This is a genomic window from Streptococcus downei MFe28 (genome assembly GCF_900459175.1).
In the GTDB taxonomy this organism is placed as follows: Bacteria; Bacillota; Bacilli; order Lactobacillales; family Streptococcaceae; genus Streptococcus; species Streptococcus downei.
This window is the reverse complement of sequence record NZ_UHFA01000002.1, coordinates 1,060,290-1,074,352: the sequence shown is the minus strand read 5'-3', so window position 1 is coordinate 1,074,352 and position 14,063 is coordinate 1,060,290. Positions and strand designations below refer to the sequence as shown.

The window sequence follows — 14,063 nt, the reverse complement described above, 5'->3', positions numbered from 1 at the left end:
TACTCAATGAAAATCGAAATTAGCCGAGGCAAGGAGCAATGACATCAAGTCACTAAAGTGACTGATGTCGCAGTAGGTGTCTGCTATCTTTGTGCCACTTTGTGGCACAGCAGGCAGCTAGTCACCCTTCTGTCTTACTCCCAAACGGCAATCTTCATAGCGGTTGCCTAGCTCTCTTACTAACCTCACAAAGTTGGTGAAATCGACCAACTTTGCTCCGCATCGCACAAACTGAAGATAGCTCAAAAGGTCTGGAAGACCTTTTGAGGTTGAAAATGGGGAAAACTTCGCTTTCCTCAGTAGGTACGGCAAGATGAGTTAACGACGATAAATTTTGATTTTCGAAGAGTATAAATTCCTTATCAAGGCAGGTCAAATTAGTCCAAGCGTCTACAAAACAATATTGATTTTGGTTTCGTTTACAAGCATGGAAATGATTTACCAGCCCCTCATAATCTCAACTTGTCCACATAAAAAGACCTGTCATCCAAGCGATGAGCAGGTCTTTACGTATTTTATCAAATTAAGGAAAAGTCTTCCTTAGTCTTCTTTACGCTTCATGCTTCCAAGAAGGGTCAAAGTAGAGAAGGCAACGATTCCTGCACCGAAGACTGCGACACCGTAACTGTTAGCATCGCCTGTTTGTGGAAGTGCTTGGGCTTGTTGAGCCGGTTGAGCTGCAGGTTGTGGAGCTTGAGCCTTAGGCGCTACTTCCTTAGAAGTTGATGGTGCCTGTGGCTTAGCTGGAGTGCTAGGCTTTTCTGGTGTTGGAGTCGTAGTCTTAGGAGTCTCCGGAGTTGAAGGCTCTTCAGGAGTTGGATTCTCTGGCTTCGTTGGTGTGTTAGGCGTTGTTGGAGTTTCTGGAGTTGGTTCTTCAGGTTTTGGAACTTCGTTATCAGCCGTTTGCTTAACTTGAGCATTGTTAACAACGATCTTAGAAGCACTCAACTTAGGCATTTCTGGAGCTACAGGAGCTTCACCTGGTTTTTGAACCGCTAGGGAGTTAACAGCAAACCAGATAGCTGTTGGGATTTCAGCATTGTTACCTGAAGCTGAGATAGAGAATGGTTCACCATTGTAGGTCATAGCAGCTGCACCGTAGGTAGATGAAGCTGTACGCTTTTCACCGTCTGGGTTAATCTTATCCCAACCATCTTCACCATCACTATTGAGGGCTGCGCCATTGTTAACAAATTCATTATCGTTTGGTGAGTAGATAGCACCATCAGCATTGAGTTTGATTGAAGAATCGTTGAAGGCAACAAACTTGTTATTACCAATATTGAGAACTTTTTCAACATGATCGCCATATTGGGTTGTCCAGTGGTTAAGTGAAGCCAAGCTGATAACTGAGTTATCACCATTGATATTAATCAAGTTACCATTTTCATCGTAGAACTTAACTTGTATGTCCGCCTTGATAGCTTTAGATGGATCATCTGAAGTTTGGGCACCAATGAAGATAGTCTTGGTTGGGTCATGGTAGAGTTTTACAATAGCTGAACCATCGTTGCTGGTTGAATCAGTCAACTTGTAAGTTGTAACAACTTTACCAATCTTAGTTCCGAGATATTCAGCATTTCCAAGATTTGTATATGTTGCAGTAACAGTATCACCAACATTCATCTTGAACCATGAGTCTTCGTTAGGCGCATATGGATTTTCTGAAGTGAAATCAGAATCTGAGTACTTATCAGTATTGAATTGTTGAAGAATTTCGTCTTGAACGTGCTTACCTTGAGCTTCTTTGGTAACGTATTGTTTAACACCATCAACAGAAACTACAGCATTTGGTTCATTGTTGAAGACAAGTCCCTTAGCAACTTCTGCATTTTCAGGGTTTGTCAAATCTTTAACCTTAGCTTGGTAGTCATTGTAGGCTTTAACCTTTTCATCATATGCAGCCTTAGCAGCAACATATTCTTCATTTGCCTTGTTGTAATTAGCTAATTTTTCTTTATAGTCAGCAACATCTTTTTGGTACTGAGCCAAAGTGTTTTGAATTTCTTGGGCTTGTGCCTTATTGGCAGCATCTGCTTCTTCAACCGTAGCATAAGTCTTGGTTTCACCTTGAGAGATTGTCACTGGTGGAACAACAACGTTTGATTGCGTTGTGTTAGCATCTTGTGCACCACTCTTGTCAGTATCACCCTTGTTAGTGTTGTCAGTTGATGGTGTGTTAGCTTGATTGAAGCTATTAACATCATTAACGGCTTGTGTCAGTTCAGGTGATGTAACTTCAGATGTTGTTGTTGTTTTGTTGCCTTCAGTTTGTTGATCAATAACCTTAACTTGAGGTCCTGTAGTTGAAACTTGTGAAGCCTGGTTATCAGTTGCTGTGTTAGCACTTGTGTCTGTAGCTTCATCCGCAAGTACTTGCTGACCTGCAGCTAGTGTAGTCAATACCAAACCACTAAGAAGTGAGTATTGCGTCAATTTCTTCTTTCCCATTTTGTAACCCTTCTAGATTATAAAGATTTAGCAATTGTTACAACAATATTTTTCATGTAAACGTCTTGCTATGTCAATTAGTGTAACAAAATGGTTATCAAAAATCAAACTCATACGCCCTTTAAGAATATTTTATAAAAAAATTCAATGTTCTTGTGTTTTTTATGTAATATTTGTTAATTTAAAGTAATTTTTCTTTCAAAGCAATGTTACATACCGCAAAAAGTTACGAGGCAACGATAGCTTTTGCGACTTCTTCTTGACTAATCCCTGAGAAGTAGTGACTAATATCAAGGGCCTTGAGATGCTCCAATACATCGCTGTATTCATAGTGGCTGCCAAGCAAGGCCCGCTCAACGTCGCTAACATCTAAAACGCCGAAAAAGTCCCCATAGATTTTAATCCCCTTAATAACAGAGTTCTCGACCTTAGCAAAGGTATTAATTTTTCCGGCTGTATAGCGGACATTGCGTTCGACAGTATATTCGGGGGCCTGTCCATAGGTCCAGTCCCAGGTGTTGAATTGTTCTCGGTACAACTGGTCAATTCTAGCTAAGTCTGCTTCATTAAGTTGGTACTCTGTCATGCCAGGGTAGAGCTCCTTCATCTTGTCCAAGATCTTATCGGAAAATTCTTCTACGCTAATCTTTTCCGGCAATTGGCTGAGGATATTGGTCACCCTTGCCTTGACAGACTTGACCCCCTTGGATTCGATCTTGTCCTTGCTGACCTTGAGTGCCTTAGCCAAGACTGACATATCAACATCAAAGAGGAGGCATCCGTGGTGCATCATGCGCCCCTTATAATAAGCTTGGGCATTGCCACAGATTTTCTTACCTGCAATTTCTAGGTCATTGCGTCCAGAAAATTCGGCCTTGACACCTAGGTCCGCTAAGGTTTCGATAACAGGTTTGGAGAAGGTCTTGAAGTCAAAGGCCCCTTCATCAGACTTGTTTGAGATAATGGTGTAGTTAAGATTATTGAGGTCATGATAAACCGCCCCACCCCCTGATAGGCGACGGACTACATGGATGCCGTGACCATCGGTATATTCCTTATTAATCTCTTGAATAGCATTTTGGTGGCGACCGATGATGATAGCTGGCTCATTAATCCAGAGGATAAAGAGTTCATCCTCATCAACTAGCTCACGAAAGGCATAGGCCTCTAAGGCAACATTGTAGGCAGGATTGTGGGAATGATTGACGATATACTTCATGGATTTTCCTTCCTTCTATATTAATTGAAGATTGGCATATTCATTCTGAAAAACTTAAAAGAAAAGAGTCCGATTGGGGTACTCTTTTCCTATTAAATAGCTTGGGTTCCTATTTACGTTTTGGGGGATTGTGGATGGCTTCTCCCAGAACATCTGCAAAGGCTTCATAGAGGACTTCTGAGAAGGTTGGGTGGCCGTGGATAGAGAGTAAAAGTTCATCAACGGTCAATTCATTTTCCATGATGGTGGCAGCTTCATTAATCATCTCAGCAGCTGACGGTCCGATGATATGGACACCGAGGATTTCATGATATTTGCTATCAGCGATGACCTTGACAAAGCCTTGAGCCTCATTAGAGGCTAGAGCCCGGCCATTACCTGTGAAGCTGACCTTACCAATCAAGACACTACCATACTTTTGACGCGCAGCATCCTCGGTAAGCCCACACATGGCCACTTCTGGATGGGTGTAGACAGCCGCTGGTGTATAGTCAAGATGGGCCTTGCGGACATTACCCCAAACCGCATTTTCTGCTGCTACTTCACCCATCCGATAGGCCGCATGGGCCAGCATCCGACGGCCATTGACATCACCAGGGGCGTAGATACCAGGAATAGAGGTTTCTTGGTAGTCATTGACCTTGATGCGTCCACGGTCCAAGTCCAGGTTGAGATTTTCCAAACCATTGAGCTGAGGCACCCGTCCGATAGAGAGAAGGGCGCGTTCAGCAATAACTTCTTGGCCATCATTGAGTTTGAGGGTCAACTGATTATTAGCTTCGACGATTTCGGCCACGCCTACTTGGGTCTTGATAATCATGCCCTTCTTGGTCAGGATTTTTTCTAACTCCTTGGAGACCTCTTGGTCCATGGCCGGAATAATTCGGTCGGCCATTTCGACAACCGTAACTTGAACGCCGTAGGAGGCAAAAACCAAGCCCAGTTCAATTCCGACAACACCGCCCCCCATAACAGCCAGGGTTTTAGGAAGTTCTCGCATATCAAGGATATCATCAGAAGTCATGACCAGAGAGGAGTTAATGCCAGGAATGTTAATCCTAGAAGCCTTAGAACCGGTCGCTAAAATAATACTGTGGCCCTTAATGGTCGTAGAGCCGATTGAGACAGTCTTGTCGGGATTGACAGTTCCTAGGCCGTTGAAAATAGCTACCTTATTGGCCTTGAGCAAACCTCTCACCCCATTGGTCAGGGTCTTAACAACGGAATTTTTGAAATCAACCGTCTTGTCCATGTCAATACTGTAGTTGGTTGAAGCCAGATTGATACCGCGGCCAGCAGCAATTTTCAGGTCATCAAGAATCTCAGCATTCTTGAGGTAGGTCTTGGTTGGAATACATCCTTTATTGAGGCAGGTTCCGCCAAACTCTGACTTCTCGACAATGGCTACATTGGCCCCCAATTGGGCGCCCCGAATTGCAGCGTAGTAGCCAGCAGGACCGCCACCGACAACGACCATGTCGTATTCATCTTCAGCTAGGGCAGGTTTGTCTGCTACTGCTTGACTAGTTTCCTTTGTACCTGATGCCGGCGGAACTTGAAGCCCAGCTGCTTGCAAGTCAGCCCTGACTTGAGCGACTTGACTGGACTCAGCAGAAGCCTGTCTGGTGGAAGCCTCATCCACTACTTCTCCCTGAGCCCCAATATAACCGATGACCTGGGTAACAGGGACAGTATCACCAGCTGGGTGAAGGATTTTCAGAAGGACACCAGACTCCTCAGCTTCCAATTCCATATTGGTCTTGTCAGACATAATTTCCAGGAGGATGTCCCCTTCTTGGACGCTGTCTCCTTCCTGTTTTTTCCACTCGATGATTTCGCCCTCGGACATATCAACACCGAGTTTGGGCATAATAATTTCTACTGCCATTTTTTAGATACCAAAAGCGAAAAGAAAGCAACTATAAATAGGAAATCGTCAAAAACCTCGATTATTAAACGATTTACTTTTTCCGAACTTTCCGCTCGGGTTCAGTTACAAATGCGATAAGCTTCCTTTCCGTCCTTTTCCTTTCTTTCATTCTTAATTTTCAAATTTATCAGGTTCCCCTGCTACCAAATCAGCAATTCCATTGGATTTTCTAGAAGGTGCTTGAGGTCTACCATAAACTTAGCTCCATTCATCCCATCAACAATTCGGTGGTCAATGGTCAAGCAGAGTTGCATGATGGGCCTAATGGTAATTTCCCCATCAAGAACTGTCGGCGTTTGCACCGTAGCGCAGACACCCAGAATTGCTGAGTTAGGCTGATTGATAATGGGATTGAAGGACTTGGTGCCAAACATTCCCAGATTGGTGATGGAAAAGGTCGAACCTGACATTTCAGCTGCTTTTAACTTACCAGTTTGAGCCTTTTTGATAACAGTCTTGGAGGCTACGACAAACTCTGACAGGCTCATTTGGTCAGCCCCCTGAACTACTGGAACAATCAGGCCATCATCCAAACCAACAGCGATACCCAGATTAACAAAGCGGTGAAGCTCAATATCCTTGGCATCATTGATGAGGGAAGCATTGAGATACTCATGCTCAGGCTTCATCAAGGTTCTAACGACTGCTAGACCGATCAAATCGGTAAAGGTCACCTTGAAGCCTGTCTTATCCATGATGGGATCAATGACCTGCTTACGTAGGGCTATCAGGTTGGTCATGTCAATGTCATAGTTGAGCGTGAAGGTTGGTGCTGTCAGATAGGACTTGGTCATTCCCTTGGCAATGGCCTTGCGCATGGCCGACATAGGCTTAATTTCTACACCCTCTGGCAGAGGAGCTGGCTCTGGAAGGTCCTCTTGAGATTGACTGGTTTGAGGTTGACTGAGAGCCAAAATGTCTTCCTTGGTAATTTTTCCAAAGGCACCACTTCCCTTGACCTGACTCAGGTCAATTCCCAAATCTAAAGCCATCTTGCGAGCCAGAGGAGTCACCTTAGGTTGGGCAATCCGATAATTTTCAACGTCTTCACGGTGGATGCGACCCTTGGGACCTGTACCAGAAATTTGACTCAAATCTAAACCTAAATCGCAGGCCAATTTTCGGGCTGCTGGGGTCGCTCTAATCTTGCCCGATTCTTGTAGTTCAGGCACCACTTGGGTCTGGGCACTTGCTGACACAGGCTCAGGACTCGGTGTTGAAGCGCCGGTGCTTGCTGGTGTTTCTGCCTTGTTTTCTTTTGGGGCTGGTGCTAGATCTTCAACGACCTCTCCCTGCTCGCCAATATAGCCGATAACCTCGGTTACAGGAACAGTATCGCCAGCAGGATGGACAATCTTTAAAAGTATTCCTGAGGCTTCTGCTTCCAATTCCATATTGGTTTTATCGGACATGATTTCCAGCAGGATGTCGCCTTCTTGAACACCATCGCCCTCCTCTTTTTTCCACTCGATGATTTCGCCTTCTGACATATCAACACCGAGTTTGGGCATAATGATTTCTACTGCCATAATATCTTCTTAGAACTTCAGCCAGTTTGCCAGTACAATGGTGGCAAGTTAGACTGAGGCTTCCTTATCCCTTTCTAACTGAATAGGACTTGAGCCGACAAAAAGTTGAAAGTCTCAGAAAACCAGAAGTTTTCTGTCCCTTTCTATTCTTTTTTGCGGCGGTTAAGCCCTTTATAGCTTATCTTGTCTAATCAAATTCTCAATCATTATCAATTGCCTTTGTTGACCATTTTAATAATGCTAGCCTTGATTTTTTCGACATCTGGTAAAATAGCTTGTTCCAAAACTCTAGCATAAGGAACAGGTACGTCTTCACTGGCTAAGCGAACAATGGGGTGATCAAGATAATCAAAGGCTTCGCTTTCCGTGACCATGGCTGCAATTTCCCCAATGAAACCACCTGTCTTATAGGCGTCATTGACCAGCATCAACTTACCAGTCTTCTTGACCGAATTGATAATCAACTCCTTATCCAGAGGCATAAGAGTGCGAGGATCAACTACCTCAACAGAAATGCCCTGAGCAGCGACCTCATCAGCAGCCTGGAGGACACGCTCCAACATGCGACCATAAGAAAGAATAGTCAGATCAGTTCCCTCACGCTTAATATCTCCCTTACCCAGGGGAATATAAAAGTCAGGATCTAGGCTAACTTCAGCCTTCTTGCCATAAAGAGCCTTGGGCTCCATAAAGACAACGATATTATTATCTTGAATGGCCGATTTCAAAAGCCCCTTGGCTTCATTAACATCACCAGGAGCGACGACCTTTATTCCTGGAATATGGGTCAACCAGGCTTCCAAGGTTTGGGAGTGCTGGGCTGCCGATCCAATACCAGAACCACTGGCCACTCGGAAGGTCACAGGAGTCTTAACCCCACCACCAAGCATATAATTATTCTTAGCCCCTTGGTTGACAATGGCATCCATGGCAATGGTCAAGAAATCCATAAAGGTGACATCAACAATAGGGCGCAGACCTGTCATGGCTGCTCCGATTGCCGAACCAGCGATGGCTGCTTCAGAAATTGGTGTATCCTTGATGCGCTCAGGTCCGAACTCTTCAAACATACCAACAGAGGTCCCAAAATCACCGCCATAGATTCCGACATCTTCTCCCATTAGGAAGATGGCATCATCCTTTCGCATCTCTTCTGTCATGGCCAGGTTGACGGCTTCCCGCAAGGCCATTTTCTTTGTTTCTGTCATAACACTTTCCTTATCTATAACATCTATATCTATATTGATTTAGAAGCCCTCAAATCCTTTGTCTTTACTCAAGCAGGACTTTCACCCTTTAAGTTATTAAGGATGAACCTTTTCAAGTTTCTAGGATGGGCCCTAAAAATTTTTTTAAGTCTGAAATTATGTGGCTGAGAAAAAAATCTCTAGCTAACTAGCTTTTGAAGGCTATGGCTTAATCTAATCTACCCAGATGTCTTCAAAAGCGACGGATAGGTCTGGATCTGGACTGTTTTTGGCAAAGTCATAGGCCTGATCAATTTCTGCCACTACCTGCTCATGAACTTCGTCCAAATCGGCCTCGGTCAAGTCGGTTTCCTTTAGGGCAAAATCACGAAACTTAAGCAGGGGATCCTTCTTCTTCCAAGTATCCACTTCTTCCTTGCTACGATACTTACCTGCATCAGCCGTTGAATGACCAAACCAGCGGTAAGACTCTACCTCAATCAGGGCAGGACCTTTACCAGCTCGGACATCAGCAACCACTTTTTTCATCTGGTCGTAAACTGCCATCACATCATTGCCATCTTGAACATAGTAGCCTGGAATGCCGTAAGCATCAGCCCGAGTGTAAAGATGGGGGGTATGGGTCGCCTTGGTAATGTCCATGGAGATACCATAGCGATTATTGATGATGAAGAAAATCACAGGTAATTGCCAGGCCGAAGCCAGATTGACAGACTCGTGGAAAGAACCTTCATTGGTCGCCCCATCTCCTGAGAAGGCCACGACAATGTTGTTGGTCTTCTTATACTGTTGGGTCAGAGCGGCTCCGACAGCCAAGGCATAGCCACCACCAACGATACCGTTAGTCCCATAATTACCCTTCTCAAAGTCAGCTAGGTGCATGGAACCTCCACGCCCCTTGGAAACTCCAGTCGCCTTACCAGCCAGCTCAGCCATCATCCCTTTCAAATCCATATCCTTGGCAATGGATTGACCGTGCCCTCTGTGATTAGAAAAAATAATATCATCGTAGGTCAGGGGAGCCATAGCTCCAACACTAGCGGCCTCTTCACCAACGGAAAAATGGGTCATCCCTTGAACGAAGCCCCGGCGAACCAGCTTGTTAATCCGCATATCAAATTCGCGGATTCGCTCCATCTTCCGGTATAAATCTATATATTGGTCTTTAGATAAGTTTGCCATAGTAACCTCCTAATTTTTCTTGTTACACCATCATTCTACCCAAATATTTCACAAACTTCAAACAATCGGTTTCTGATTTTATCAAGGAAGAAAAGGATTGCAAGAACTATTTTGAATGATTTTTCACAAACTCAAAAAGACCTCGTTAGTATCATACTGATGAGGTTCGTGACCGACTTGTTTCTACTTTTTTGAAATCTCGAGATGACCATCTTTTTGTGGAAAGGCGAGAAAACTTTAACAGAATCACAATTTTTCTGGAGATTAAAAAGACAGCCCAGTGGACTGTTTTTCCCCGAGCCTTGAAACAAGAAAGCGAGGCTGGCTGCCTCGATCATCACCCCTTTGTCTCTTAGCCAGTCACAAGGATAGATAAACTGCTTGAGATTGAAAAGAGAGTCGAAACAGCCCCCTGCTAAATTTTAGACTTGGTCTAACTGCAGATTTTCCAAGGCCTGGCTGACTTCTTCCCACTCCTCCATCAGCTGGTCTTGTTTGTGGGTCAGTTGATCTAGCTCAGCCTGAAGCTTTATCAACTCCTCGGTAGCATTGGTCTGAGTCATGGCTTGCGAGACCTCTGCCTCTTTTTGCTCCAGCTGGTCAAGATCCTGCTCAATTTGCTCGATACGACGGGTCAACTTACGGGCTTCCTTTTGATTGGCCTTTTGTGTCTGGTAATCTTGACTTGCAGGATGGGAGTTTTTTTCTTCCTGACTGGTCTGACAAATCTCTGACTGCTTCAATTGACTTAGAGCCTCTTCCTCAGCTTTTTTCTCCAGATAATAATCATAGTCACCCAGATAGAGCTTGGAACCATTTGGCGAAATTTCCAAGACCTTAGTCGCGACCCGATTGATAAAATAGCGGTCGTGGCTGACAAAGAGCAGACTCCCATCGAAATCAATCAAGGCATCTTCCAACACTTCCTTGCTATCAATATCTAGGTGGTTGGTCGGTTCGTCCAGAATGAGGAAGTTGTTATTCTCCATGGAGAGCTTGGCCAAAAGCAGTCGAGCCCTTTCCCCTCCAGAAAGCATGGAAACAGACTTTTTGACATCATCACCTGAGAAGAGAAAGGCCCCCAATCGGTTGCGAATTTCCACCTCTGGTGTGGTCGAAAAATCATTCCAGAGCTCGTCCAGAACCGTATTGGTCCTTGTCAGATTGGACTGGGTCTGGTCATAATAGCCGACCTGAACATTAGCGCCATAATGGCTTTGACCCTCAACAAAAGGAATCTGGCCAACGATGGATTTGACCAAGGTTGACTTGCCAATACCATTGGGACCGACAATGGCAATGGCATCAAATTTGCGGACATCTAAATCAATAGGCTGGGAAAGCACCTGCCCATCATAGCCGATAGCGGCCTGGGAAACCGTCAGGACAACATTGCCAGAAGGCTTGTCGGCATGAAAGGTCATATGAGCTGATTTAGCCTGAGCTTGAGGCTTATCTAGTCGCTCAATTTTTTCCAACTGCTTACGACGGGCCTGGGCCCGCTTGGTTGTGGAGGCGCGGACGATATTTCTCTGGACAAAATCTTCTAGCTTGGCGATTTCCTTGGCTTGTTTTTCATAGGCCTTTTCCTGGCTAGCTAACTTCTGGACCTTGGCATCCATAAAGTTAGAATAATTACCCACATAGCGATCCAGCGAATGAGGCGTTAAGTCATAGGTAACAGTGGCCACCTTGTCCAAGAAATAGCGGTCGTGGCTGACAATAATCAAGGCTCCCTGATAGTTGGCCAGGTAATTCTCCAACCAAGCGATGGTCTCAATATCCAAGTGGTTGGTCGGCTCATCCAGAACCAGCAGCTGAGGTTTCTCCAGAAGCATTTTCGCCAGAGCTAGGCGAGTATTCTGCCCCCCAGACAGGTCAGAAATGGGCATTTGCCAAGTGCTTTCATCAAATTGAAAACCGTTGAGAATAGCCTTAATATCAGCTTCGTAGGTAAAGCCACCTTGGGCTCGAAATTCCTCTGAAAGACGGTCATAATCCTGCATCAACTTGTCTAAGTCAGCTCCAGAAAGGTCAGCCATCTTCATCTCCATGGCCCTAAGGGCCCCTTCTTGCTGACGCAAATCCTCAAAGACTCGCAACATGCCATCATAAATCGTATCATCCGATTCAAAACGGCTATCTTGAGCCAGATAGGACAGGCTCAAATCTTTCTTGCTATTAACTTGCCCGGATGTTGGAGCTTCTTCTCCTACTAGAATCTTCAGCAGGGTTGACTTGCCGGCTCCATTGCGACCGACGAGAGCAATCCGATCGCGCTCATCAACCTGAATATTGATATTATCAAAGAGGACATCTCCTGAAAAAGAGCGCTCAATTTTATTTCCCTGTAAAATAATCATAGAACCATTATAACAAAAATCACCCCGCTCGGTATAGCTCGCTGAACACCTAGTCAAGAAAAAATAGCCCATACTCCCAAAAATTTCTAGTGCTAGTCATTAAAAAAAGCAACCCCAGACGGAGTTGCTTTGACAACTATTAGCCTGGGAGTTGTCCCAAAATAGTCTGATGGCGGTAGACCAGATAGATGCCCACTCCCACTATCACTAGAAAGAGCAGAAATTTTACCAGTCCCTTGATAAAGCGCAGGACTAGCGTCAAAATCATGGAGATAATCAACCAAGTCAGAGCCGTATGGCCAAAGAAACCTTGAAGTCCCGATAGGCTGTTGTGACTCAGATTAATCAGCCAGTTAGGAATATGGACCGCATGATCCCAACCTAGGGCCAATTTATTGGAAATAGCCGAACCAGCCATACGCAACCAAACAAAGACCCCACTATTAAAAATCAAGAGAAAGGCTTGCTCAGGATAGCGATGAGCCCAATTTTTTAGCATGGATAACATAAATCCCCTAATTGGCATAAAGTTTTTGCAGGGCGGCAATATCAGTCGCTTGAATACTGTAATAAGAACCAGCTGACTGCATAACCGAGGCCTGACTATCATTGTGATCTAGTCCCATGGCATGACCCAGCTCATGCTCAGCTGTATTGACAATCCGCTCCTGGCTGTAGCCGTAAGCATCGTTGAGCAGGTAGTAGGAATTGAGGTAGACATCGGCATGGGTGATACGGTTGGTTAGTGCATCGGTCGTTGTCTTGGTTTCACCTGCTGCCTGACTGGAATTGTCGGACTGATTGGTCAATATAATATTGGCAGACTCCTTATCTGACACTAGATTAAGGGTAAAGGCACCCGTATTATTCCAAGCAGTAATAGCCTCCTGATAAGCTGAAACAAAGGTCGAATCGGTTGATGCGATATAAACCGTAGCCGAATTGGTCTGCCAACGCGCTCCTTGTCCTTGGTGGTCAGAAGCGGCATCGGTCACCAACTTTTTGAGATTTTGTCGCAGATTTTCCTTAGGGGAAAATTGGCTGGTCACATTGGCCAGACCCGTCCGAACCGTTTGCGCAAGGGGGGACTGACTATGGTTGGCATACCAGGCTAGGGCAAAAATAATCAGGGCAAAAACCGCCAGAGTTCTGATAAAGCCCCAGAAAAAGTGCCAGGCAAAGCTGAGGATAGCCTTAGGAATGGCCCACAATAATTTAAAGAAAGACCTCATAAAATCACTCCCCCCCCTAATCAAAAATCTTAGTGTTTCCAAGTATAGCAAGCCAGCTCTTAAAATACAAGTTTTAGGCTAGCTGTCACCGATTTGTTAAGGGGCCGACAAACTTATGATAAGCGTTCTTCTTCATGGTAATCTAAGGGCAACCAGCGCAAGAAGGCTTCTAATTGTTTTTCCCAATAGTACCACTCGTGCCGACCTGGTGAACTGGAGTAGGTCACATCCAGACCTTGTTTTTTAAAGTCGGCGATAGCCTCCTCATTGAGGGGAAAGAGAGAATCTTCCTGACCACACCAGGCAAAGAATTTAGTTTGCCTGTCATGCTCGACCACCATAGAGCTCAGCTGATATTTATCAATATCCTCAGCCTCTAAATCTCCAAAGACCCCCTGCCAATACTCAAGATTGGCATCCACATTGTCCTTGAGATTAGCCACATCCAGCTTGAGGGCCCCCGAGAAAGAGCCCGCATAGCCATATTGATTGGTCAAGAGAGCAATTTTATAGGCGCCGTAGCCTCCCATGGAAAGTCCAGCAATGTAGGTTTTTTCCCGTTTGGTCGTCATATTGGGAAAAAAGCGTCGCATAACTTGGGGTAATTCTTTGGCAATGGCGTCAAAGTACCTCAGGCCATAATTCGTATTGGTGTACCAAGCCAGGTCGCTGGAAGGCATGACCACAATCAGATTAGTGTGGCGCAGTAGGCGCTCAATACTGGTTCGCTTCTGCCAAGAATTTTGATTGCCTCCCATGCCATGCAGGAGGTAGAGAACAGGAATATCCTGACTATCTGCTTCTGGCTGAGTCAACTCAAAACTATCAGGGTAGATAACATTGGCCTGCCGCTCGAAACCAAGAACCTTTGAATGATACTCAATTTGAAAAAAAGCCATAATCAATCTCCTTTAGGAAAGAGAAGAACGGGACAAATCGTGATTTCTCA

Annotated in this window: 9 protein-coding genes and 2 pseudogenes; all 11 read right to left on the bottom strand. The window is 45.0% G+C overall.

Going from position 1 to position 14,063, the window contains the following annotated elements; genetic code table 11:
• Positions 1–540: 540 nt before the first annotated feature.
• The 11 genes and pseudogenes from DYE66_RS05200 to DYE66_RS05155 all read right to left on the bottom strand — a co-directional run bounded on the left by DYE66_RS05200 (position 541) and on the right by DYE66_RS05155 (position 14,013).
• Positions 541–2,451 (bottom strand): GbpC/Spa domain-containing protein, encoded by a 1,911-nt coding sequence (locus DYE66_RS05200; RefSeq protein ID WP_002999839.1) that lies wholly within the window; start codon positions 2,449–2,451, stop codon positions 541–543.
• Positions 2,452–2,677: 226 nt separating this feature from the next.
• A complete protein-coding gene (gene lplA / locus DYE66_RS05195) occupies positions 2,678–3,670 on the bottom strand; it encodes a lipoate--protein ligase (protein ID WP_002999880.1) in 993 nt (330 codons plus the stop codon).
• 109 nt (positions 3,671–3,779) lie between these two features.
• Positions 3,780–5,558 (bottom strand): dihydrolipoyl dehydrogenase, encoded by a 1,779-nt coding sequence (gene lpdA / locus DYE66_RS05190; RefSeq protein WP_044123970.1) that lies wholly within the window; start codon positions 5,556–5,558, stop codon positions 3,780–3,782.
• Between the two features lie 182 nt (positions 5,559–5,740).
• Positions 5,741–6,751, bottom strand: a pseudogene (locus DYE66_RS05185) (dihydrolipoamide acetyltransferase); the annotation flags it as partial.
• Between the two features lie 210 nt (positions 6,752–6,961).
• Positions 6,962–7,090, bottom strand: a pseudogene (locus DYE66_RS11180) (biotin/lipoyl-containing protein); the annotation flags it as partial.
• A 248-nt stretch (positions 7,091–7,338) separates the two neighbouring features.
• Entirely contained in the window at positions 7,339–8,337 is a 999-nt protein-coding gene (locus DYE66_RS05180) for an alpha-ketoacid dehydrogenase subunit beta (RefSeq protein ID WP_002999937.1), read from the bottom strand.
• 213 nt (positions 8,338–8,550) lie between these two features.
• On the bottom strand, positions 8,551–9,519 hold the full coding sequence (locus tag DYE66_RS05175; protein ID WP_003000511.1) for a thiamine pyrophosphate-dependent dehydrogenase E1 component subunit alpha: 969 nt from the start codon (positions 9,517–9,519) through the stop codon (positions 8,551–8,553).
• Between the two features lie 422 nt (positions 9,520–9,941).
• Positions 9,942–11,882 (bottom strand): ABC-F family ATP-binding cassette domain-containing protein, encoded by a 1,941-nt coding sequence (locus tag DYE66_RS05170; RefSeq protein ID WP_003000327.1) that lies wholly within the window; start codon positions 11,880–11,882, stop codon positions 9,942–9,944.
• Between the two features lie 139 nt (positions 11,883–12,021).
• Complete coding sequence (locus DYE66_RS05165; RefSeq protein ID WP_002999779.1) at positions 12,022–12,390, bottom strand: hypothetical protein; 369 nt, start codon at positions 12,388–12,390, stop codon at positions 12,022–12,024.
• A 7-nt stretch (positions 12,391–12,397) separates the two neighbouring features.
• Positions 12,398–13,114 carry a matrixin family metalloprotease gene (locus tag DYE66_RS05160; RefSeq protein WP_003000177.1) on the bottom strand — a complete coding sequence of 239 codons (717 nt, stop codon included), beginning with the start codon at positions 13,112–13,114 and terminating at the stop codon, positions 12,398–12,400.
• A 113-nt stretch (positions 13,115–13,227) separates the two neighbouring features.
• A complete protein-coding gene (locus DYE66_RS05155; protein ID WP_003000220.1) occupies positions 13,228–14,013 on the bottom strand; it encodes an alpha/beta hydrolase in 786 nt (261 codons plus the stop codon).
• Between the last annotated feature and the right edge of the window lie 50 nt (positions 14,014–14,063).

Excerpts from the sequence above, each read along its gene's own strand:
- DYE66_RS05200 (WP_002999839.1), bottom strand. The coding sequence starts at position 2,451 with ATGGGAAAGAAGAAATTGACGCAATACTCACTTCTTAGTGGTTTGGTA.
- lplA (WP_002999880.1), bottom strand. The coding sequence starts at position 3,670 with ATGAAGTATATCGTCAATCATTCCCACAATCCTGCCTACAATGTTGCC.
- lpdA (WP_044123970.1), bottom strand. The coding sequence starts at position 5,558 with ATGGCAGTAGAAATTATTATGCCCAAACTCGGTGTTGATATGTCCGAG.
- DYE66_RS05180 (WP_002999937.1), bottom strand. The coding sequence starts at position 8,337 with ATGACAGAAACAAAGAAAATGGCCTTGCGGGAAGCCGTCAACCTGGCC.
- DYE66_RS05175 (WP_003000511.1), bottom strand. The coding sequence starts at position 9,519 with ATGGCAAACTTATCTAAAGACCAATATATAGATTTATACCGGAAGATG.
- DYE66_RS05170 (WP_003000327.1), bottom strand. The coding sequence starts at position 11,882 with ATGATTATTTTACAGGGAAATAAAATTGAGCGCTCTTTTTCAGGAGAT.
- DYE66_RS05165 (WP_002999779.1), bottom strand. The coding sequence starts at position 12,390 with ATGTTATCCATGCTAAAAAATTGGGCTCATCGCTATCCTGAGCAAGCC.
- DYE66_RS05160 (WP_003000177.1), bottom strand. The coding sequence starts at position 13,114 with ATGAGGTCTTTCTTTAAATTATTGTGGGCCATTCCTAAGGCTATCCTC.
- DYE66_RS05155 (WP_003000220.1), bottom strand. The coding sequence starts at position 14,013 with ATGGCTTTTTTTCAAATTGAGTATCATTCAAAGGTTCTTGGTTTCGAG.